Genomic DNA, 22011 nt, shown 5'->3' with positions numbered 1-22011 from the left:
TGTCGTCGTGGGAGAGCCCGCGCAGGCGACGGCGCCGCCCCCGAGACCTCGTCCTCGTGATCGTCAGCGGCGAGTATGGCGAGCGGCACCGACAAACCGGCCGGCGGTCACTCCGGCTCCACGCGGACCGTGCCGGCCGCGCCGTCGATCGTGATGAGCTGCCCGGTCTCGATCTCGCTGGTGGCGTGGCGGACGCAGATGACGGCCGGTATCCCGTACTCGCGGGCGACGGTCGGGCCGTGCGCCACCGGCGAACCGGTCTCGGTGACCAGGCCGGCCGCGGTCAGGAACAGCGGCGTCCAGCCCGGATCGGTGGTCGGCGCGACCAGGATCTCGCCCGGCTCGACGTGCGCGCCCGCCGGGTCGTGGATCACCCGGGCCCGGCCCGTCGCCCGGCCCGCGGCCCCGGACATGCCGGTCAGCACCCCGTCCTCGGCCCTTGGCGCGGGGGCGAGCGCCTCCACGTCGGTCCCGTCGGACAGCAGGGCGCCGGGCACGGTGCGCCGCCGCAGCTCACGGTCGTACTCCGCGCGCCGCCGGGCGACCAGTGCCCGCTGATCGGCGCCGTCGCGGGCGGCGGCGCGCGCCTCGCCGAGGCTCAGGAACATGATGTCGCCGGGCTCCTCCAGCAGGCCGCGCCCGGCCAGGTCCGCGCCGGCCAGGAGGAGCTGCCGCCGGGCCGCCCGGAGCACGGGCAGCCAGGCGAACTTCCCGAGCTCCCGCAGCCCGGTGAGCTCCCGTGAGCGGCGCATCAGGAACACCGCCAGCCGGCCGCGCACCGGCCGCCTGCGCCGCGCCCGCCGCGACAGCGTCCCGATCATCCGCTCGGCCCGCGCCGCCGCCTCCTCGAACCGGACGTCGGGCGCCTGACTGGGGTCCTCGACGCGGAGGTAGTTGGCGATCGTCGCGAACAGCGGCGCCGGGTCCTCGTCCCAGCGCGGCATGCCGACGTCGATCTCGGCCGCGGCGCGCACGCCGTACTCACGCAGGAACTCCGCCATCCCGATGTCCGGGAGGTCGCCGGCGAGGTACCGGGCGGCCAGGTCCTCCGGGGGTGTGCCGAGGAACAGCTCGCGGTGCTCGCGGGCGCGCACGGCCAGCCCCCAGAGTTCGAGGTCCATCTCGGTGGTCACGTTGTGCGGCATGCCGCCCAGCACGGTGTCGAGCTCCGCGTCCGACGCCACCCCCTTGAGCAGCGCGGCCGGGAGCGTCCCGGCGAGCATGCCCGCCGTCAGCGGCCAGAGGATCCCGTGCATGTCGACGCTCATGATCGGCCGGTGGGAGTCCTCGATCACCCAGCGCAGCCGTTCGGCGGCCGTGGCGGACTCGCCCGGGGGAGTGATCAGCCGTCTGATCTCCGCGACGCCGCGGTACGCGCGGGCGCGGGCCGGCGCCGGGCGGGCCAGGCTCGACACCAGCCCGGCGACGCCGCCGGGCAGCATCCGGACCGCGCCCCTGAGCAGGCTCCCCGTGCGGAACGGCAGCCCGGGCCGGGGCGCGAACCGCGGATCGTCCAGCATGGCCAGCACCGCGCCCTGCACCCTCGGCCCGTAGACCTCCAGCGCGTCACCCAGCCGCCTGCGCACCGCCTTGCTGCGCAGGAAGTCGGTCACGTCGAAGAACAGCCGCCCGCCGATCATGACCAGCCGCGGCATCGGGTCGCGCCGGTCGACCCTGGCCCCCGCCGCCTCGAACCAGAGGCCCGCACAGGTCTTCAACAGCGAGAACCCCATCGGCGTGCACGGGCGCAGCATGCCCTGCATGTGACCGAGCTCCAGGTAGAGCCGCGTGTCACCGGTCTCGGGCGGCGCCGGGAAGAGCGTGGTGATCGGCCGCGACTGCAGCAGCCACAGTGTCCCCTCGCCGTCGATCGCCCACTCGACGTCCTGCGGCGCGCCGAAGTGCTCCTCCAGCCGCGCCCCCGCCGCCCGCAGCTCTTCGAGCTGCTCGCCGTCCAGGCACCCGCCGGGGTCCGGCGCGGCCGGCGTCCCGTCGCGCAGCACATGATGATCCGGTACGACGGTGCCGTCCACGATCGCGGTGCCCAGTCCAGGAGCGGCGTCCACGACCGTCTCGGCACGGCAGCCGGTGACCGGGTTGGCGGTGAACATCACCCCGGCCACGACCGGATCCACCATGCGCTGCACCACCACGGCCATCGCCGTGTCCCCGACCCCGGCGGCGGCGCGGTAGGCGACGGCCCGCTCGGTGAACAGGGAGTCCCAGCAGCGGCGGACCGCGGCGGCCAGCTCCGCGGCCCCCTCCACGTTGAGATACGTGTCCTGCTGACCGGCGAAGCTGGCCTCCGGCAGGTCCTCCGCGGTGGCGCTGGAACGCACCGCCACCCGCCCGCCGCCCAGCCGCTCGTAGGCCTCGATCAGCTCCCGCTCCGGCAGCTCCCCCGACCGGTACGCCTCCACCGTCACGCAGAAGCCGCCGGGGACGCGCTCACCCGCCTTGATCATCTCGCCGAGCCCGGCGGCCTTGCCGCCCACCAGCTCGATCATGGAGGCATCGACCTCGTACAACGAGATCAGTTTCATCGCGCCACCCTTCAGGCCGGCCTGCTACCTGGCGCTCCGCACGCGACGCTAACACCGCCCGATCGACCACACCACGGTGGCGCTTGATGATCACAGCCCCTACGGTGTCGGACCGTGAAGGCCACGATCGTCAGAGCAGCCGACATCCACAGGTGCGCGGCCGGGCTGCTGCGCTTCGCCGCCCCCGACGAGGCGGACGCACTCGTCGCGGACCCGCTCACCCGGGACGCCGCCGTCAGCTACGGCACGCTCAACCGGCCCGTCGCCGACGCCATGCTGCGCCGCCCCGGCGAGAAACGCCTCCCGCCCGCGGCCCAGCTCCTCGACCCCGTGGCGTCTCTCCTCGGCCAGTTGCTCGACCTGGACGACCCCCAGGTCAACGGGGAGCTGTTCCTCTCCGAGGAGATGCCGCGCAACCTGCGCAGGCAGCTCGCCCACCAGACCTCCCGCCGCGACGGCGTCACCCCGCTGCCCCTTCCCCCGGACGTGCTGGACAAGGCGGTCACCCAGCGGCACCAGTCCCTGCTGCACGCCGCCGACCCCGGCACCGCGGCCCGGGCGCTGCGGAGCCTCGGCAGGGGCGCGGACCCGCACGGCGCGGTACGGGCATGCCGGACCCTGCTCGACGCCGGACGCACCGGCGAGCTGGCCGAGCTGGTCGAACGCGGCGCGCTGCCCGAGTTCCGCTGGGGTCCCGGCCGGTCGGAGCCGAGCGTGAGCGCGTACGTGCGAGCTGCCCTGACCAGTGAGGCGGGCGCGGCCCGGCTGCGTGAGCTGAGCGAACGGGTCCGGCGCCCGGAGTGGCTGCGCACGGCCTCCGAGCTGGCCGACGCCGCCGCCTGCGCCCCGTCCGGCGACGGAGGGCCGGTCCGCACGGTCGTCCACGGGCGCCACCCGTCGATCCCCCGCGTGGACTGGCAGGCTCTCCTGGACGCCGAGCCGGAACGGCGCCGCCGAGAGGGCCCGCTGCCCTACCAGGCGGCCCGGCTGATCGCCCAGCGCACGGACGTCCCCGACGACCTGCTGCTCCTCGCCGTCGCCGACCATCCCGAGCTCGCGCCGCTCGTTCCCAGCCCGTCGCCCGCGCTGTTCGCCCTGGTCCTCGACCACCTGACGGTCGTCGGGGCGGGCGCGCTGGTGAAGGTCGCGGGGAACGGCCAGGTGGCGGGCACCCTCACCGTCGAGGAGATCGCCGCCGCCCTGCCGCCCGAGGCGCTCGACCGGTACGCGGAGTCGCTGTGGCTGCCGGGCCTGCGCGGCACTGCGGCGGTGCGCACGATGCTCGGCCGGGACGGCGACGTGCCGCTGCGCCCGTTCGTCACCGGCGAGACCGGCTCCGGCCCGCGCCGCGGCCTGAGAATCCCCGGCGAGCGGGCCCACTGGGACGCCCAGACGATCTACGGCCGCCGCGTGGCGTCCGCGCTGCGGGAACGCGGCGAGCTGACCGCCGACGAGGTGCTGTCCCTGGTCTCACCCGACGCCGTGCTCGCGCCCCGGAACGGCGTCATGCCCGACCTGCGGGTGCTGCGCCGCCTGGCCGAGCTGGTCCACCGGCACCTCGGCGGGCGGCCCGAGGCGTGGACCGCGGCGCTGCGGCTGCTCGAGGAGGGCTACGTCGGCACCCTGCCCGAACTGCTCGCCACCGCGGGCGAGCTCGCTCACCAGGGCGCGACGCGGTAGTCCTTCAGCAGGCACCCGTACGGCGGATCACCCGCCTCGCCGCGCACGATCGGGTCGTACACCCGTGCGGCGGCGTCCACCGCGTCCAGCGGCGGCCGGAACCCGGCGGCGGCCCTGCGCCGCCGGTCCGGGTCCGGCTGCTGGTCGGAGAACCAGCCCGGGTCCACGCTCGTGAGATAGACCCCGGCGGCGGCCAGCTCGGCGGCGCTGGTGAGGGTCAGCATGTTGAGCGCGGCCTTGGCCATGTTGGTGTGCGGGTGCTCGGGCCCCTTGTACACCCGGGCGAACTGGCCCTCGGCGGCCGACACGTTCACCACGTACCGGCGCGGGTGCGGCGAGCGCGCCAGCAGCGGCCGCAACCTGCCGAGCAGCAGGAACGGCGCGGTCACGTTGATGAGCTGCACCTCCAATAGCTCCACCGGGCCGACCTCGTGCACCAGCCGGGTCCAGGAGTTGACCGGCGACGGGTCGGGGAGCAGGCCCGCGACGTCCACCGTGCCCTCCGGCAGCGACACCCGCCCCGCCGTCAGCCCCGCCGTCAGCCCCGCCGTCAGCCCTGCCTTCAGCTCTGCCCGGCGCTCGCCCGCGAGCAGCGCCTCGTAGGCGGAGGCGGGCGGGCGGACGGTCTGGGCGGCCAGGTTCACCAGGATGTCCAGCGGCTCGCCCGCGGCCACCTGCTCGTCGCACCACCGCACCAGGGCGGGGATGTCGCGCAGGTCCATGCCGGTGACGGTGAGCCGGTCGCACCACGCGCCGTAGTCCGGCACGGCGGCGAAGCGGCGGCGCGCGTCCTGCGGGAAGCGGGTCATCGCGGTCACCGCAGCCCCGTCCCGCAGCAGCTTCAGCACCAGCTCGAACCCGGCCTTGACCCGGCCGCCGGTGACGACGGCCCGCCTGCCGGTGAGGTCGGCGCGGGCCGCGCGCCGCCGCCAGTTCTCCTCGCCGCACGGCGGGCAGAGCCGTTCGTAGTGCTCTCCGGCCTCCCGGAAGTGCGCCTTGCAGACGTAACACCTGGTCAACCGGTCGGCACGAGGTACGGGAACGCCCGCCCGGACCACGGCCCCTCCCGCTTGCGCGGGCGGGCTCTCCGGGGCGCGTGTCCGGGTGGCGGCCCCTCCTGCTGGAGCGGGGGCGGCGGCCAGTGCTGCGGCGTCCTCCTGGGCGCGCCGCCGTAGTCTCCTGGCCCGCTCGTTCTGGCGTGTCCGCTTGGTGAAGGCGCTGACCGCGTGCTGGACCCGTACGAGATCGGGATCGTCCTCAGGAGCATCGGCCAGTTCGGCGAGCACCCTCAGGCATGTCCGAAGATCATCTTCGTGCACACCCAGAGGATAGTGATTTCGGCGTGTGGCGGGCCCCGGCCGTGGTTACATGGCCCCCTACCGATTCGTCGATCATGGAAAGTGCGGACATGAGATTAGCTCTTGCGGGGGTGGCCGCCGCGATGGTGCTGACCGGCTGCTCCGGTATTCAGGAGGCCGCCGAGGAGGGGGCCGTCGAGGGGGCGCTGAGCGTGCTGGGGCAGCTCGCCATCGAGCAGGCCGCCGGCGTCGAGCTGGCGGGGGAGCTCGACTGCGCGGCCAAGGCATCCGGGGATGATCACGAGGTCGACTGCTCGGGGGAGACGCCGGACGGCAAGAAGGCGTCCGTGAAGGGGAGCGTGACCTCTTTCGACGCCGCCCAGGGCGTGGTCCGCGGCAAGCTGACCCTCGTCTTCGACGGGAAGGAGCTCGGCGAGCAGGAGTGCGTCGGCGCCTGCTGACCATCGCTGACCTGGGGCGCGGCATTTGACCGGTGTAGATATCTTTCGTTACCGTTCGTCGATTGGTTGAATATCTTCACCCGCTCTTTCCCTCTACCCCCCAAGGGAACAGCCGATGAAGATCATCACTCGCTGGTTAGCCTCCGTCGTGGCGGTCTCTCTGGTCCTGCTCGGCCCCGCGGGCCCAGCGGCCGCCGCGACCACCACCGTCGACAACGCCACCGCCGGACGGTTCATCGCGAGCGCCGACTGGGGGACCTCGGCCTGGTCCTCGCAGCGCTACGGCGCGGACTACCGGTTCGCCACCCCCGACACCGTCACGAGTGACCCCGCCTGGTTCACGGCGTCGATCGCCGAGACCGGGCCCTACCTGGTCGAAGTCTGGTATCCAGCGGACTCCGGCTACAACAGCGCCACCCCCTTCATGGTGGCGACCACCAGCGGCGTCCGCAGCGTGATCGTCGACCAGCGCGCCAACGGCGGCCGCTGGGTCAGCCTCGGCACGTTCACCCTGGCCGCCGGCGACTACGCCGTCGTCGGCGTCAGCCGCTGGACCAGCCAGCCGGGCTACGTCGTCGCCGACGCGGTCCGCATCACCACCTCGGTCGGAGCGCCCGCGTTCTCCCTGCCCCTGCCGAAGAACGCGCTGCCGCGCAGCGAGTACGACGACCCGCACCACGACTATCCCGCCATCGACCTCCCGGTCGGCACCGGCACCCCCGCGTACGCCGTGCGCGCGGGCACGGTGACCGTCATCAACGACAGCTCCTGCGGCCGCGGCATCAACCTGACCGGCACCGACGGGGCCATCTACACCTACTGCCACTTCTCGTCGTGGTCGGTCTCCAACGGCGCCTCGGTCTCCGCCGGGCAGCAGATCGGGCTGACCGGCAACACCGGCAACTCGACCGGCCCGCACCTGCACTTCGGCATCCGCACCGGCAGCACCCGGCGCTGCCCGCAGAACTTCCTGCTGGCCCTCTACGACGGCGTCACCCCGCCGGCGGCGACCAGCCTGCCCACCACCGGCTGCTACTACACCAGCTTCTCGGACGAACCGGTCATCCCGCTCGGCTGACCGAGACCCGCTGAGGCCGGTGCCATCACCGGCCTCAGCGCCGCCGGATCCCCCGCCCCGAGACCGCACCCGCCGCAGTCGTGGTCGCCTGCCCGCAGGCGCGGTTTTCCGGCTCCCGCCCGTGAACCGCACTCGCGGCACGCCTGCCCGCAGGTCTCCTGGGGGCGCGGTTGCCCGGTTCCCGCCCGTGAACCGCATTCGCCGCAGTCGTGGCCGTCTCCTCGGGGCGCGGTTTTGCGGCTTCTGAGCAGGCCGAATCCGCTGACTGGGGCCTTCATCACAGGCGAAATGTCCGAATTGTGGTGACAAGTCAGTTCACGGGACGCCAGAATGCTGGGACCACCAGCGTCTCCCTCCCCTGGAGGAAACCCCCATGCGTCGACCCCTCGGGGTACTCGCCGTGGCCGCCGGTCTCGCCGCCTGCGCCCCCTCCATGAACGGAGCGGCGCCCGGGATGCCCGTGCCGGCGGGCGGCGCCGCCCCGGTCCACACCCTGGCCGAGGCGACCCCCGCCGAATCGGACGAGTGCCGCGTGAGCGTCGCCCGCCCCGCGATCAGCGGGGGCGTCATCCAGGCCACCGCCGTCCGCCGCGGCTGCGCGAAGCCCGCGCTGCTGCGCCTGCGGATCCTGCGCGCCGTCCCCGGCGACGACCCGGTCATCAAGAGCGGCGCCACCAGGGAGGGCCGCGTCACCCTGAAGCTCCCCTGCAAGCCGGGTACGTACTACGCCTTCGCCACCGACTACCGGGGCGGCACCGCCAAGTCCAAGGCGGTCCGGCTGACCTGCCCCACCCCGACGCCGACCCCCACCCCCACCCCGACTCCCACGCCCACCCCCTCCGCGACCTCGACCCCCACCCAGAAGATTTCACCCACTCCCCGCAAGACCACCGCCGCCTCCGTCGGCACGGCGCTGGAGAACGAGGTCGTCCGGCTGACCAACGCCGAGCGGGCCGAGGGCGGCTGCGGCCCGCTCAAGCACGACGCCCGGCTCCGGAAGGCCGCGTACGGACACTCGGCCGACATGGCGGAGAACGACTACTTCGACCACGACTCCCTCGACGGCCGCGACATGGCCGACCGCATCCGTGCCGCCGGCTTCTCCGGCTCGGCCATGGCCGAGAACATCGCCATGGGGCAGCGCACGGCGGCCGAGGTGGTCCAGGGCTGGATGAACAGCGACGGCCACCGCCGGAACATCATGGACTGCACGTACACCCACATCGGAGTAGGCGCCGCCAAGGACGCGCAGGGCCGGATCTACTGGACCCAGAACTTCGGCGCCGGCTGATCCGTACGCCGGTTTTGTCGGTCGGCTGATCTACTGTCCCGGCCATGACTTCAGCGTGGTCTGGCGTGGAACCCGGGCGTTCAGGCCCGGGAGGAAACGACAGCGCAGGAGGACCCCCAGGCCCGAGCGGTGCACTGACTGTTGGCCTGTGGGCAGCTCAGCCAGGTCGCTTCTGGTTCTCGATGTGCTCCTTGATGATCGACAGGGGTGCCCCGCCGCAGGACGTCTTCCCAGCGGCGCAGGATCTCGTCGGTGAACACCTTGTGCCGGTACCTGAGCGTGAAGACCACATGCGTATGCAGGCTTGTGGACCACGCTACGACCCCGCCGGATATGGGGGTTGGGTTTCCATCGCGGGGACAGGAGCCGATGGGTAGTGTGTTCGATTGTGAAACTGGTGGTGCAGGTGAAGCTCCTGCCGACGCCGGAGCAGGCGGCGGCGATGGAAGCCACCCTGCATGCCGCCAACCGGGCGGCGAACCTGGTCGCGAAGATCGCCTTTGAGCGGCGGTGTTTCCGTAACTTCGATCTGCGCAGGCACACCTACGACCGGATCAAGGCCGAGTACGCTCTGGCCGCCCAGGCAGCCCAGCATGTGATCAAGAAGGTGTGCGACGCCTACCGCACCCTGCACGCCGGCCTGGCCGCCGGGAACTTGGGCAAGCCCGGATCGCCGCGCCGGGCCAGAATCGAAGCCCGGCCGATCTCCTTCCGGCCGCTGGCGGCCCAGCCGTATGACGACCGGTGCCTGTCCTGGCAGCATGATGCGCGGACGGTGTCGATCTGGACGAGTGCCGGGCGGTTGAAAGGGGTGGCCTTCACCGGTTCGGCGCAGCAACTGGCGCTGCTGGCCGCCCACCGCAGGGGTGAGTCGGATCTGATCTGCCGGGACGGGATGTGGTTCCTGCACGCGACGGTCGAGGTGGCCGATGCCCCGGCCACCAGGCCGGACGGGTTCCTCGGGGTGGATCTGGGTATCGCCAACATCGCCACCACCAGCACCGGGACCCGGCACAGCGGCAAAGCGCTGAACGCGGTCCGCCACCGCAACCGCGAACTCCGCCGCCGCCTGCAGGCCAAGCAGACCAGATCGGCCAAGCGGCTGCTGAAACGCCGCCGCAAGGAGGCGCGGTTCGCCGCGCACGTCAACCACATCATCGCCAAAAGCATCGTGACCGAGGCAGAACGCACCGGGCGCGGGATCGCTCTGGAGGATCTCCAGGGCATCCGCGAACGGGTACGGCTTCGCAAGCCCCAGCGGGTCACGCTGCATTCCTGGAGTTTCCACCAGCTCGGAGCTTTCGTCGGCTACAAGGCGGCCCGGTCGGGGGTCGCCGTGATCCACGTTGACCCGTCCTACACCTCACAGCAGTGTTCACACTGTGGCCATGTGGACAAGAACAACCGGACCAGCCAGGAAACCTTCGCTTGTACGTCGTGCGGTTTCGCTGAGCACGCCGACGTCAACGCAGCCCGGAACATCGCCTCGCGCGGTGCGGCGGGCTGGGCAGTGAGTCACGCTGCCTGACGCGGACCGGACCGTCGAAGCCACCGACGGCGAGGAACTGCAAGCTCGGTCGTTTACGGCCGAGAAGCTGACCGACGCAGGTGTACACGTACGCCGCGTCTTCCTCCCTCGTCGATGGCAGTCTCGGATTCGCCACCTCCGGCGGCACGGCCCTGTCCGGCGCGGCGGTGGCCCGCGAGGGCGACCTGGAGGTCCCCTTCGCGGGAGGCAGGATCCACCTGAACGGCGTCGAGTAAAGCCACGACGACAGGCGGGTTTACGACGACTCCGAGGAGGCCATGCCGGACTTCGTCCTCGAAGACGTCTACGAGCGCATGGGCGAACTCGGCGTGCGCCCGGACCGGATCGCGGCGATGCGGGCGGGGGAGCAGGTGCCCCCGCCGGGCCCGGACGAACCGCTCGTGGAGGTGACCGTCGTCTTCGTCCCGCCCCGGCTGCGTTCCTTCATGCCCGAGCCGCTGCCCGAGCACGACGAGTGGCGGCGGCGCAACCGGCTGCCCCACGCCGGTGGTGTCTCCCCGCTCCACGACTTCCTGCTGCACCGCTACGCGGAACTCGCCGAGGCCCTGCGCGACGGCACCCTGCCGCCGGTGCTGCTGGCCACGCCGACCTGGATGAGCGGCCACCTCGACCCCGATGTGCTGGTCGATCGGCTGGAGGTCTGCGCCGCCGCCGAGGTGGAGCCGCTCCCGGCCGACCTGGCGCAGGCGTTGCTGCGGCTGCCCCGCGGCCGTCACCCGGCCGCGGCCGACCGGGCGGCGGAGGTCGACTCGGCGGGGGCGCGTTCGGCCGCCCGCTGGCTCGCCGACGGCGGGATGGCCGACCCCGAGTGCGGCCTGGCGTGGCGCCACATGGTCGGCGCCTCCATGGTCGACTTCGGCGACGGCGAGCCGGAACACTTCACCGAGGTCAGGCTGGGGCCAGTGCTGCGGGTGACGGCTCCGATTGGTCATCGGCTGATCGACGAGGTGCTGCTGCGCGAGCCGTACGATTGGAGGAACGACGAGTCCGGCGCGACGTTAGGGGCATGGCCCGCCATCCTGCCCTCGCACCGGGAGGTCGTGGCGGTCAACTATCTGCCGTACCTGATCCCCGACTACTGGGGCAGACGGGTGGCCCCGGCGGACATCGCCGGTCTGGAGGCCGCCCAGGGCCCGGCGGGGGAGTCCACGGCGGTGATCATCGCTTTCCTCCTGATCGGCGGCCCGGCCGAAATGATCCCGGTGATCCTGCGCATGGCCGCCCGGGGCGAACTGCCCGCCGAGGCGATCGGCCGCCAGCTCGCGCTGGTGCTCCGCCGCACCTGGCAGGAGACCCGCCCCGCCCTCGCGGCCCTGCGTGAGCTGGCCGAAGCCGGGGGTCATCATGAGGTCTGGCGCATCGTACGCGCTCTGCTGCCCGGGATGCTGCCGGGGGAGGGGCGGCGCGTCACGGCGACCCACTCCGCGCTCGTCGCCTTCGCCTGCGAGGTGGCGGGCTGGACCGGCGCCCGCGGGGAGATCCCGGTCATCGGCGAGTTCGCCCGCGGCCGCGGGAAGAGCCGCTTCGTCCACGAGTGCAGGCGCCTGCACGCCCGGCTGACGGCGTCCGTACGAGAGACCGCCGCCGTCAGCTGAGAAAAGAGGTGTCCGGGCGGTCCGCAGGAGACCGCCCGGACAAGGGGTGTGTCAGGAGGGGTTGAAGGTCCACTTCTGGTTGTCGCCGCCCCAGCAGGAGTAGATCTGGAGCTGGGCGCCGTTGCCGGAGCCGGCGGCGTCGAGGCAGCGGCCCGATTGGACGCCGACGATGGTGCCGTCGGAGTTGACGCGCCACTTCTGGTTGTCGCCGCCCCAGCAGGAGTAGATCTGGACCCGGGCGCCGTCGCCGGATCCGCCTGCGTCGAGGCACTTGTTGCCGTAGACGCGGATCTCCTGCGAGGAGGTGTAGGTCCACTGCTGGTTCGAGTTGCCGTGGCAGTCCCAGAGCTGGAGTTGCGTGCCGTCCGAGGTGCCGGCGTTGGGTACGTCCACGCACCGGCCGGACTGGACGCCGCGGATCTGCCCGTCCGTGCCCGGCGGGGGGTCAGTGGGTGTCACGGTCGGCGTGGGCCCGGGGCCCGAGCCGTCGTCCAGGCCGAAGAAGCTGATCGCGTGGGCGGCCATCCCGGGGTGCGGCAGGTTGTGCCCGGCCCCGTTGATGGTGTACGCCTCGACCTGGCCGGACCCGTACACCCGCCGCGTCCAGCCGGACTGCGGGCTGGTGGTCGAGGTGGGCGTCTGGGAGATGCCGTGCACGTTCGTGAACTGGTCGATCTCCTTCTGCAGCATGCTGAAGTTCAGCACGTCGTCCGCGGTGCCGTGCCAGGCCATCAGCCGGGGCCGGGGGCCCGTGTAGCCGGGGTAGGCGTTGCGGACCAGGTCGCCCCACTGCTGCGGGGTCCGGTCGCCGCAGCCGGGCGGGCCGAGGCAGCCGAAGGGCACGCCGGCGAAGGGGGCGCCGGCCTTGAACACGTCCGGGTAGGTGGCGAGCAGGTTGATGGTCTCCATCGCGCCGGAGGAGAACCCGGTGGCGAACACCTTCTCGGGGTCGGCGTTGTGGCGCTGCACGACGTAGTCCACCATCGACACGATCGAGACGGGGTCGCTGCCGCCGCCGTGCTGGAGTGCTTCGTTCGACCACACGTCGAAGCAGTTCGACATGCCGTTGATGCTCTTGGTGGCCTGCGGGTAGATGACGATGAAGCCGTGCCGGTCCGCCAGGGACGCGAACTCCGTCTGCCGGTGGAAGTCGGTCGCCCGGCCGTTGCAGCCGTGCATCGCCACCAGGATGCCGGGGTTCGCGGCCGTGTTGTCAGGGACGTACAGGTGCATCTGGAGGTTGCCGGGGTTCGCCCCGAAGTTGCCGATCTGGGTTAACGTCGCCGCTCTGGCCATGGGCGCCAGGGCGACGCAACCGGCCAGGACGGTGATCACCGCAGCGATCGCCGCGGCGATCACCGTCCCGGGCCCGACCGGCACCTGCTGGTGCCGTGTCATCGCTCTGGTCTCCTAGCCTTGGTTGAAGTTCCACTTCTGGTTGTCGCCGCCCCAGCAGGAGTAGATCTGGAGCTGGGCGCCGTTGCCGGAGCCGGCGGCGTCGAGGCAGCGGCCCGACTGGACGCCGACGATGGTGCCGTCGGAGTTGACGCGCCACTTCTGGTTGTCGCCGCCCCAGCAGGAGTAGATCTGCACCCGGGCGCCGTCGCCGGAGCCTCCGGCGTCGAGACACTTGTTGCCGTAGACGCGGATCTCCTGCGAGGAGGAGTTGTAGGTCCACTGCTGGTTACTGCCGGTGTGGCAGTCCCAGAGCTGGAGCTGGGTGCCGTCCGAGGTGCCGGCGTTGGGTACGTCCACGCACCGGCCGGACTGGACGCCGCGGATCTGCCCGTCCGTGCCCGGCGGGGGGTCGGTGGGCGTCACGGTCGGCGTGGGGCCGGGGTTCCCGCCCGCGTTGTTGAGGGCGTTCAGTACGGAGTTGTACGCGGCCTTCTTGTTGCCGTTGCCGTCGAAGAGCAGCGCGCTGGCGCCGGAGCCGAGCCAGGAGTCGGTGTCCCGGACGCCCCAGACCGTGATGCCGGCGCAGCGGGGCACCGCCAGGCAGTCGTTGACGACGTTCTGGTACGTGGTGGCCGAGCCGCCCTGGATGTCCAGCTCGGTGATGTGCACGTCGACGCCCAGGTTCGCGAAGCTCTGGATGGTCGTGCGGTAGTTGCTGTTGTAGGGGCTGTTGCTGTTGAAGTGCGACTGCAGGCCGACGCAGTCGATCGGCACGCCGCGCTGCTTGAAGTCGCGGACCATGTTGTAGACGCCCTGCGTCTTGGCCCAGTTCCAGTTGTCGATGTTGTAGTCGTTGTAGCAGAGCTTGGCGGACGGGTCGGCGGCCCGCGCGGTCCGGAAGGCCACCTCGATCCAGTCGTTGCCGGTCCGCTGGAGGTTGGAGTCGCGCCGGCCGCCGGAGTTGCCGTCGGCGAAGGCCTCGTTGACGACGTCCCAGGCGTACATCTTGCCCCGGTAGTGGTTCAGGACGCCGTTGATGTGGTCGATCATCGCCTGGCGGAGCGCGCCGCCGGAGAGCGACTGCATCCAGCCCGGCTGCTGGGAGTGCCAGGCGAGCGTGTGGCCGCGGACCCGCTTGCCGTTCTGGACGGCCCAGTTGTAGATCCGGTCGCCGTTGCTGAAGTTGAACTGCCCGCGGTTGGGTTGCAGGGCGTCGATCTTCATCTCGTTCTCGGCGGTGATCATGTCGAACTCGCGGTTCGCGATCGTGGTGTACTGCCCGTCACCCAGCTTGTTGGCGGCGATGGCGGTGCCGAAGTACCGGCCGCTCTGCTGGGCGGCGGCGGCCAGCGTGCTCTCCGCCGCGCTCGCCGGGACGGACACCATCAGCGCCGCGCCCATGGCGACGACCACACCGGCGGCGCCCAGGGCTTTTCGGGCAGACGACGGTAAAGCCTTCAAGTCCATGCCTGACTCCAGACTGAAATCGTGAGGGATGACCGGGAAACCCGGCGGACGACGCCGCACCCCGGACCTGAGGCGCACACCACGGTGGCGTCAAGGCCGGCAGCCCCCGCCGATCACCACATCAGGCAGGGCCGCCCGCTTGGAGATCAGTGTGGAAACAAGACCGAAACATGTCAATGGTCAACCGAAAATTTCAGGGCCGGGCCTCGTGGAGGTCGTTCGGCCGGGCTCGTCGCAGGCGCGCTACGCTGCAAAATCGCAGCAGATGACCGATCTGGGTGAGAAAAAATATCGCCCCCTCGTCCGCAACTTTCACGCACGGCAGCCCTTGACGGCCTCCGGGGAGCTGTATTTAATCGCCGTCATCACCACGCTGCACGCCGGGTGTCAAAGGAGGGTCAGACCGTACGTTGTTAGCGCTCACATCCACCTGAGCGCGCCGGACCTGGGTGACACCACGCGCCCAGGGCCCCCGGCCGGGCCGCCACGCCCGGCCGGGGACCGGCCGGCGGGTCAGTCGAAGCTGGCGCGCGGCGCGCTGCTGCCCTCCGGCACGCGGGCCGGGCCGGACGCGCTGGGGCGGATGTCGATGTCGAAGATCTCCGTGGGCAGGTAGATCGTGGCGCAGGAGTTGGGGATGTCCACCACTCCCGAGAACCGGCCCTCGATCGGCGCCGCGCCGAGCAGCAGGTAGGCCTGCTCGGGGCTGTAGCCGAACTTCGTCAGGTAGTTGATCGCGTGCAGGCAGGCCCGCTGGTAGGCGAGCTGCGAGTCGAGGTAGCGCTGCTCGCCGTCGAGCGTGACGGAGATGCCGGAGAACGCGAGCCACTCGCTGTACTGGGGCGGCGTGCGGCCCGGCATGAAGATGGTGTTCTCGCCGACGCCGTACGTCTCCATGCCGCCCTTGATGAGGTCGACGTGCATGTCGACGAAGCCGCCCATCTCGATGGCGCCGCAGAAGGTGATCTCGCCGTCGCCCTGGGAGAAGTGCAGGTCGCCGACCGACAGGTTCGCGCCCGGCACGTACACCGGATAGAAGACGCGGGTGCCCCGGGTGAAGTTCTTGATGTCCTGGTTGCCGCCGTTCTCGCGGGGCGGCGCGGTGCGGCAGGCCTCGCCGGCGACCCTGTCGAAGTCGGACGAGGGTACCGAGCCGAGGATGGCGTTCTGCGGCTCGGGCGGCAGGGCCAGCGCCGGCACGCGGTCCGGGTCGGTGGCGATCAGCGCGGCCTCCCGCTGGTTCCACTTGCCCAGCAGCTCCGCCGACGGCGCGACGCCCATGAGCCCGATGTGGGTGATGCCGATGAACGACACCGCCGGGATGTGCCGCGAGGTGGCCTCCTCGCCGCGGAAGTCCCAGACCGCCTTGTAGGCGTCGGGGAACTGGTCGGTGAGGAACGAGCCGCCGTTCTTCTTGGCGAAGATCCCGGTGTAACCCCAGCCCTGGCCGGCGAGCGGGCCCTCCTCCTGCGGGATGGGCCCCACGTCGAGGATGTCCACGATCAGCAGGTCGCCCGGCTCGGCGCCCTCCACCGCGAACGGGCCGCTGAGCGCGTGCACCTTGGTCAGCGGGGCGTCGCGGATGTCCTCGGCGGAGTCGTCGTTGCGGATCGCGCCGTCGAACCACTCCCGGCAGTGGACCCGGAAGCTGTCGCCCGGCTTCACCTGCGCGACCGGCGGGATCTCCGGGTGCCAGCGGTTGTGGCCGAGTTTGGCCTGTTCGGTGAACTTCTTGGACGAGTCGAGCGGGAAGATCAGCTCTGGCACGGCTGAGATCCTTTCGGTGCTGAGACGGTCACGGGCGCGGCAGGCGACCGGTGGCGGGATGGACGGCCGCCGGGGTCCCGGCGGCGCGGCGCGGCGGCAGGGACGTGACGACCTCGGGCTCGGAGGCGCTGCGCTCCGCGCGCTGCAACTGGGCCGCCAGGGCGGCCGGAGTACGTGCCAGCATCGGCGGCGAGAACACCCGGGACGAGGTCTCGCCGCACTCCGGGCACGGCACCTCGGCGGGTGCGGTGCCCATCGCGAAAATGACCTCTATATCGGAGCAACGCGGACAGCGATATCCATAAACCGCCACAGAAGGTGCCTTTCGCGCGAGTTACACAGCAAGTCTCCCCAGGCCCCCTGACCTGGGAAAACAGCCTCAGAGTCGGATGCATGGGCAACTTAACGTGCTAATGCCCCGCAACGGATCTCACTTCTCCCAAGCTTCCTCGCGGACTGCGGTAGAGCACTGCTGTCCCGGGCAAAACTCCCGCAACGTACACCCCGTACGTGCTATGGATCGGCGGCCCTGCCCTCACGGCGGTGCCGGTGTCGCCGACCGGCTATAGACGCGCAGAGTGACCGTCTGAATACTCAACGTGTCAGTCCCTCTCGCCCCTGTGACCGCTTCCTCTCAGCACCGCATTCGCCGGCGTGTTCCGTGCTGCCCGAAGTGTGGTCTGCCGGGGCACCTATGAAGGAGAAACGATGCGGATCAAGAAGCTCCTGGCCCTCCCCCTCGCCCTCCTGGCGGCGTGCGCGTGCGTGAGCGCCGCCACCGCGGCCACCACGACCACCGAAGCGGCGGCTCAACAGTCGGCGCTGCCGCCGGGCTGGCAGCTCGTCAAGCTGCCCAACGCCAACGTCCCCAACTTCCAGCGCCGCACGCTGTACTGTCCCGGCGGCAAGAAGGTCCTCGGCGGCGGCGCGGAGGCCCGCGGCAACCGGGCGATCCTGGTCGGCTCGTTCCCCACCGACGACGGGCGGGGCTGGATCGGTCTCGGCCGCCAGGACGGCTACAACGACGTCGGCATCAGCGTCTTCGCCATCTGCGCCTGACCCGCGCGCCGTCGGCCCCGGCCGGATCGCCCGGCCGGGGCTTTACTTCAGCGTGAAAAGCGAGTCAACGACACAAGTCATCAAAACGGATCGCCCGGTCTAAACGATCTTCGTCGTTATTTTCCGATCTTGGTCCGGCGTAGGTTGCAGACGCCGACCCGTGACCTCGTACGAGGTCCGACAGAGGAGAGCGCATGATCCGTTCCCTCAACAAGCTGGGCGACCGGCTCCTCGACAAACTGCTGCCCACGACCACCGCCTCCGCCGAGACCTGCTGGGACGAAGTCAAGTTCGTCGGCTACGTCATGCGCAGGACGTGCTGCATCGCCGCCGGTTACACGGCCTGCACCCCCTGGCGCTGACGCGGCGGGCGGCGGTGGTCCCTCGCGAGGCGGCCGGCGGCGCGGGCCGGCCGGGCCCCGCGAGAGACCGCCGCCGCTCCCTTTTCCGGCGCGGCCGGGTGGCGGCCGGACTCGCCTGGCGGGCGCAGCCCGCCGCCGTGCTGGGGTCGCTGGCGGTCGTGCTGCTCATGGGGGCGGCACCGGTGGCGACCGCCTGGCTCACCAAACTGATCCTCGACCGGCTGGCGGGCGGCGGCGGCCAGAACATCCTGATCCCGCTCACCGCCGCGCTCGGAGTCGCGGGCCTCGCCCTGGTCGTCCTGCCGCACGTCTCCGAATACCTCAACGGGCAGCTCCACCGGGGGCTGCAGCGGCTGATCTACGACCGGCTGTTCCGCGCCGTCAACGCCGACCCCGGGCTCAGCCGCTTCGAGAACCCCGCCTTCCACGACGAACTGCGCCTCGCACACGAGGCCGGCCAGAACGCGCCGCAGCAGATCGTCGGCTCGACGCTGACCATCTGCCAGGGCGTCCTGACGCTGCTCGGGTTCGCCGCCACGCTGACCGTGCTCAGCCCCGTCATGGTCGTCATCGTCGTCGCCGCCGCGCTGCCGTCGGCCCGCGTCCAGCTCGCGCTCAGCCGCCGCAGGGCCCGCATGCTGTGGGGCGTCAGCTCCAACACGCGCCGCCAGCTCTTCTACAGCGCCCTGCTCACCAGCCCCGACGCGGCCAAGGAGGTGCGGCTGTTCGGGCTCGGCGACTTCCTGCGCACCCGGATGCTCACCGAGCTCGGCACCGTCAACGAGGCCGAGCGCGACCTGGACCGGCGGACGCTGCGCAGCCAGGGCCTGCTGTCCCTGCTGGGCGCCGCCGTAGCAGCCGGCGGCCTGTTCTGGGCCGTGCTGTCCGCCGCAGCCGGAAGCCTGAGCGTGGGGGACGTGTCGGTGTTCGTCGCCGCCGTCGCCGGGGTGCAGACGGCCCTGACCTCGATCGTCAGCCAGTGGGCGGGCGCGCACAACGCCCTGCTGATGTTCGGGCACTACATCGGCGTCGTCCAGGCCGCCCCCCGTCTCCCGGTGCCCGCGAAACCCGCCCGGCTGCCCCCGCTGCGCGCGGGCATCGAACTGCGCGACGTCTGGTTCCGCTACGACGACACGCATCCCTGGGTGCTGCGCGGCGTGAACCTCTTCATCCCGTACGGTCAGACCGTCGCACTGGTCGGCCTGAACGGCGCGGGCAAGAGCACCCTGGTCAAGCTGCTGTGCAGGCTGTACGACCCGGTCCGCGGCGCCATCCTCTGGGACGGCGCCGACCTGCGCGAGGCGCACCCGGACGACCTGCGCGCCCGGCTCGGCGTGGTGTTCCAGGACTACATGACCTACGACCTCACCGCCGCCGAGAACATCATGCTGGGCGACCTGGCCGCCGGCGCCGACCCCGGCCCCATCCGGGACGCGGCCCGCCGCGCCGGGATCCACGCCACGCTCAACGCCCTGCCCAGGGGCTACGACACGCTGCTCAGCCGTATCTTCCTCGGCGACGAGCCGCAGGCGGGAGTGACCCTGTCAGGCGGGCAGTGGCAGCGGCTGGCGCTGGCCCGCGCCCTCATGCGCCACCGGCGGGACTGCTCATCCTCGACGAACCCAGCTCCGGCCTGGACGCGGAGGCCGAGCACGCCGTCCACCTGGGGCTGAGAAGGCATCGGGCCGGCCGCACCAGCGTCCTGATCTCCCACCGGCTGGGCGCCCTGCGGGACGCGGAGCTCATCGTCGTGCTCGACGAGGGGAAGAAAGGCACCCACGGTGAGCTCATGGCGCTGGAAGGAACGTACGCGCGACTCTTCGCACTCCAGGCCAGCGGCTACGAGCCCACCGCGGAAGGCGAGGAGAGCCCGCGCACCACCACGCCCAGCACCCGGTCCGCCGGGAGATAGCCCCAGTTCCGCGAGTCCGCGCTCAGCTGACCGTCGCCGATGACGACCAGCCGCCCCTCCGGGACCAGCTCCCCTTCGGAGGCGCCCACCGCGCGCGCCACCTCGGGCGGCACGGGATCACCGGGCAGCGCGGCCACCCGCTTGATGAGCCACTCCGACTTCTCCGGCGCGGACAGCGGGCCGGTGCGCCACCGGCCGTCCAGCGCCGCCTCGAACACCACCACCTGGCCCCGCCCGAGCTTCGAGCCCGGCACGCGGCGGATCAGCACCCGATCCCCGGAGCGGTACGACGGCAGCATGCTCGGCCCGCTCACCTGCACGATCACCAACCGGCGCCGGGCGACGACGAGGGCGCAGGCGACCAGAGCCAGCAAGATCAGCACGTACCACACGCGCTCACCCTAACCGCCGGCGATCGGCGTGGTTGATCGTCCCCGTTGATCGGTGGCGATCAATCAAAGCGTGACGAGGATGAGCCGTGTCGAGTCGTCTTTGAGGAGGTACGCGCATGCTCCCGGTTGGGATGGGCTGACCCATGGCACAGGAACCCGGCTGGTACCGGGACGGACGAGGAGGCCGCTATCACTGGGACGGCCACAAATGGGACCAGAAGGACAACGGCCCCGGCCCCTTCGGCCTGAACCCGAACGAGCGCCCCGCCCTGCCACCCCACCGGCGCCCGGACCAGCCGGACCCACGGCCGCCCTCCGGCGACCCGGGCTGCGCGTCCGCGATCCTTCTGGCGGCCGTGGTCATCCTGGTCGTCTCGCAGCTGGTGCAGAGTCTGCGCTGGCTCCTGCTGATCGGCTTCCTGGTGGGGGCGGTCGCGTCCGTGATCACCTCCCGCGAGTCCCGGCTGATGTGGGTGATGGTGTGCGTGGCGTCGGGGCTGGGCGCGCTCTGGGGCTTCAGCCTTGAGTAGGCGTACGGCGACCGGCGGGTCGGACGGCCTATCTGATGCGCGAGGGCAGCTCGGGGTCAGCAGACCGAGGCGGAGCAGGTGTCAGGCGCGTGGCGAGGGGAGGCTGTAGGGGCTGACCGCCAGGTACGTCTCCGGTGTCGCCGCTTCGAGGAGCCGTTCGCCGCTTGCGAGGTCGAGTTCCGGCTCCTCGGAACGGCGTAGCAGATCACCCCACTCGCTTGTCTCTCCCCGCTCGTAGGCGTTGCGGAGCAGGGGGCGCAGCCGGGGGCGGGCTTCCTCCTGCTGTTCCCGGAAGATTCGCCGCTGGGTGAGCCGCTGTTCTTCCTGGGCGTCGTCACTGAGTTCCTGGATCTCGGCCGGTTGGTCCTCGGCGCGCAGCCCCGGGGTCCGCTGGGCTATGGCGAGATCTTCCGCGTGGAGGCGCTCGCAGGCGGCGAACAGCTTCCGGGACATGCCGAGATGAACCTCGGTTCCGGGGATACGGCAGGTGAGGAAGTCGTCGAGGCCCATGGAACGGATCCGGGCACGCAGGGTGTGGCGCTCGGTGTGAGCCGCTGCTTCGCGAGCTTCGGCGCGCCCGAGCCGGGTGAGGTCGTCGCTCTCCAGGGGCGTGGTCAGCCCGGAGCGCCGACGACGGGATGAGCGGTCGGCGGAGACGGGCACGGTGCGCAGTTGTGCGGCGGGAGCGGAGCGCAGTGCCAGGTAGACGAGCATCTGAGCGCGGGCCGCACCGATGAGCGCATCGTCGCTGTCAGCGAGACGGTCTTCGGGGGCGCCCGACTCTACGTCGAATGCGTCCCGGGCGCGCGGCGGCTGTCCGGGGTGCAGGTCGTGGTCGATGGTGAGAAAAAGATCGTCTCCAGGCCGCACCGACGCTCCGACCAGGACGGTGCGGTGGGCGTACGAGCTGAGGATCCTGCTGCCGGCGGCCAGTTGTGCCCATCCCTTGCGGAGCGCGCCGAGGCCTACATCGCCGCCCTTGGCCTCGATCAGCCAGTACAGGCCCTCGTCCTCGTGCCGCCCCCATAGGTCGGGCAGCTTCTTCTTCGGATCCTTGAACGTGTCGGACAGGGCGTCGATCGGACCACCGAGTTCGAGGTGCTGGGTCTGACCGAGGCCCAGCAGAGAGCGGCAGGCCCACTCGGTCATGGTCATGCCCAGACGGTAGGCGGCGGCGTTCTTCGCGCTGCGCTCGGTGCCGTACGCGTACACCGGGTTCAGTGTCAGGCGGCGGCCCGTCGTGCCTGGCACAGGGTGCAGGGACGTGACGGAGTGCATGCCGAGGTAGGCGTACAGCGGGGAAACCCGGGCGACGAGCTCTCCGTGTGCGTACTGCGGCTGATTCTGCAAGTGAGGGGTAACGTCGCGGCCGACCTCGACGGCGGCCTTGATGATCTCCCGCCACGTGGTGGTTGTGATGTACCAGCCGTTGGTCGCGGGGAACCCGCCGAGCCCGGCCCACGGCTTGAGTTCGGCCGTCCGCCACTGCTTCCTGGGCTTCTTCGCAGGCCCGTTACGGAGCAGGACCGGTACGTCGAACCTGTCGCCGTAGGTGAGCGGTGGTGCGTCAGGGACGTTGAAGGGGATCATGAAGCAAATCTGGCACGCTTGGATCGCTTCCGGCACCGG

At 71.3% G+C, this 22011-nt stretch carries 19 protein-coding genes; 11 read left to right on the top strand and 8 right to left on the bottom strand.

What is annotated here, in order from left to right; all coding sequences use genetic code 11:
• Positions 1-107: 107 nt before the first annotated feature.
• Positions 108-2543: a PEP/pyruvate-binding domain-containing protein gene (locus AB0J42_RS00825; protein WP_364286807.1), complete on the bottom strand. Its 2436-nt coding sequence runs from the start codon at positions 2541-2543 to the stop codon at positions 108-110.
• A 114-nt stretch (positions 2544-2657) separates the two neighbouring features.
• On the opposite strand from AB0J42_RS00825, the gene AB0J42_RS00820 reads away from it, so the two are divergent.
• A complete protein-coding gene (locus AB0J42_RS00820; protein WP_364286804.1) occupies positions 2658-4223 on the top strand; it encodes a hypothetical protein in 1566 nt (521 codons plus the stop codon).
• Here AB0J42_RS00820 and AB0J42_RS00815 read toward each other — a convergent pair.
• Positions 4202-5542 carry a hypothetical protein gene (locus AB0J42_RS00815; RefSeq protein WP_364286801.1) on the bottom strand — a complete coding sequence of 447 codons (1341 nt, stop codon included), beginning with the start codon at positions 5540-5542 and terminating at the stop codon, positions 4202-4204. The genes AB0J42_RS00820 and AB0J42_RS00815 overlap by 22 nt on opposite strands.
• A gap of 89 nt (positions 5543-5631) precedes the next feature.
• On the opposite strand from AB0J42_RS00815, the gene AB0J42_RS00810 reads away from it, so the two are divergent.
• From AB0J42_RS00810 to AB0J42_RS00785, 6 genes are all read left to right on the top strand, one after another.
• A complete protein-coding gene (locus AB0J42_RS00810) occupies positions 5632-5982 on the top strand; it encodes a hypothetical protein (protein ID WP_364286798.1) in 351 nt (116 codons plus the stop codon).
• A gap of 115 nt (positions 5983-6097) precedes the next feature.
• Positions 6098-7060: a peptidoglycan DD-metalloendopeptidase family protein gene (locus AB0J42_RS00805; RefSeq protein ID WP_364286795.1), complete on the top strand. Its 963-nt coding sequence runs from the start codon at positions 6098-6100 to the stop codon at positions 7058-7060.
• A 373-nt stretch (positions 7061-7433) separates the two neighbouring features.
• Positions 7434-8351 (top strand): CAP domain-containing protein, encoded by a 918-nt coding sequence (locus AB0J42_RS00800; RefSeq protein ID WP_364286792.1) that lies wholly within the window; start codon positions 7434-7436, stop codon positions 8349-8351.
• A 388-nt stretch (positions 8352-8739) separates the two neighbouring features.
• The gene (locus tag AB0J42_RS00795; RefSeq protein WP_364286789.1) at positions 8740-9879 is read left to right on the top strand and encodes a transposase; all 1140 of its coding nucleotides are present in this window, start codon (positions 8740-8742) and stop codon (positions 9877-9879) included.
• A gap of 80 nt (positions 9880-9959) precedes the next feature.
• Positions 9960-10115 (top strand): hypothetical protein, encoded by a 156-nt coding sequence (locus tag AB0J42_RS00790; RefSeq protein ID WP_364286786.1) that lies wholly within the window; start codon positions 9960-9962, stop codon positions 10113-10115.
• A gap of 42 nt (positions 10116-10157) precedes the next feature.
• Entirely contained in the window at positions 10158-11495 is a 1338-nt protein-coding gene (locus tag AB0J42_RS00785) for a DUF6493 family protein (RefSeq protein ID WP_364286783.1), read from the top strand.
• Positions 11496-11546: 51 nt separating this feature from the next.
• Here the strand turns inward: AB0J42_RS00785 and AB0J42_RS00780 are convergent, their stop codons facing one another.
• From AB0J42_RS00780 to AB0J42_RS00765, 4 genes are all read right to left on the bottom strand, one after another.
• A complete protein-coding gene (locus AB0J42_RS00780) occupies positions 11547-12893 on the bottom strand; it encodes a PHB depolymerase family esterase (RefSeq protein WP_364286780.1) in 1347 nt (448 codons plus the stop codon).
• A 12-nt stretch (positions 12894-12905) separates the two neighbouring features.
• Positions 12906-14360 (bottom strand): endo-1,4-beta-xylanase, encoded by a 1455-nt coding sequence (locus AB0J42_RS00775; protein ID WP_364286777.1) that lies wholly within the window; start codon positions 14358-14360, stop codon positions 12906-12908.
• 513 nt (positions 14361-14873) lie between these two features.
• Positions 14874-16127, bottom strand: a complete 1254-nt coding sequence (fmdA, locus tag AB0J42_RS00770; RefSeq protein WP_364286774.1) for a formamidase — start codon at positions 16125-16127, stop codon at positions 14874-14876.
• 28 nt (positions 16128-16155) lie between these two features.
• Positions 16156-16440, bottom strand: a complete 285-nt coding sequence (locus AB0J42_RS00765; protein WP_364286771.1) for a zinc ribbon domain-containing protein — start codon at positions 16438-16440, stop codon at positions 16156-16158.
• Positions 16441-16835: 395 nt separating this feature from the next.
• Between AB0J42_RS00765 and AB0J42_RS00760 the strand changes: the two genes are divergently transcribed.
• The 3 genes from AB0J42_RS00760 (at position 16836) to AB0J42_RS00750 (ending at position 19221) form a co-directional block, all read left to right on the top strand.
• Entirely contained in the window at positions 16836-17186 is a 351-nt protein-coding gene (locus AB0J42_RS00760; protein ID WP_364286768.1) for a hypothetical protein, read from the top strand.
• A 194-nt stretch (positions 17187-17380) separates the two neighbouring features.
• A complete protein-coding gene (locus AB0J42_RS00755; RefSeq protein ID WP_364286765.1) occupies positions 17381-17548 on the top strand; it encodes a hypothetical protein in 168 nt (55 codons plus the stop codon).
• On the top strand, positions 17503-19221 hold the full coding sequence (locus AB0J42_RS00750) for an ABC transporter ATP-binding protein (protein WP_364286762.1): 1719 nt from the start codon (positions 17503-17505) through the stop codon (positions 19219-19221). The genes AB0J42_RS00755 and AB0J42_RS00750 overlap by 46 nt, the downstream gene beginning before the upstream one ends.
• 166 nt (positions 19222-19387) lie before the next feature.
• Here the strand turns inward: AB0J42_RS00750 and AB0J42_RS00745 are convergent, their stop codons facing one another.
• Positions 19388-19852: a S26 family signal peptidase gene (locus tag AB0J42_RS00745; RefSeq protein ID WP_364286759.1), complete on the bottom strand. Its 465-nt coding sequence runs from the start codon at positions 19850-19852 to the stop codon at positions 19388-19390.
• A 143-nt stretch (positions 19853-19995) separates the two neighbouring features.
• Here AB0J42_RS00745 and AB0J42_RS00740 point away from each other — a divergent pair, with 143 nt between their 5' ends.
• Entirely contained in the window at positions 19996-20382 is a 387-nt protein-coding gene (locus tag AB0J42_RS00740; protein ID WP_364286756.1) for a hypothetical protein, read from the top strand.
• Positions 20383-20463: 81 nt separating this feature from the next.
• Here the strand turns inward: AB0J42_RS00740 and AB0J42_RS00735 are convergent, their stop codons facing one another.
• Positions 20464-22008 (bottom strand): hypothetical protein, encoded by a 1545-nt coding sequence (locus AB0J42_RS00735; RefSeq protein WP_364286753.1) that lies wholly within the window; start codon positions 22006-22008, stop codon positions 20464-20466.
• Positions 22009-22011: the final 3 nt, after the last annotated feature.

The organism is Nonomuraea sp. NPDC049649, assembly GCF_040675175.1.
Lineage (GTDB): Bacteria > Actinomycetota > Actinomycetes > Streptosporangiales > Streptosporangiaceae > Nonomuraea.
This window is presented reverse-complemented; position numbering and strand designations above follow the sequence as displayed.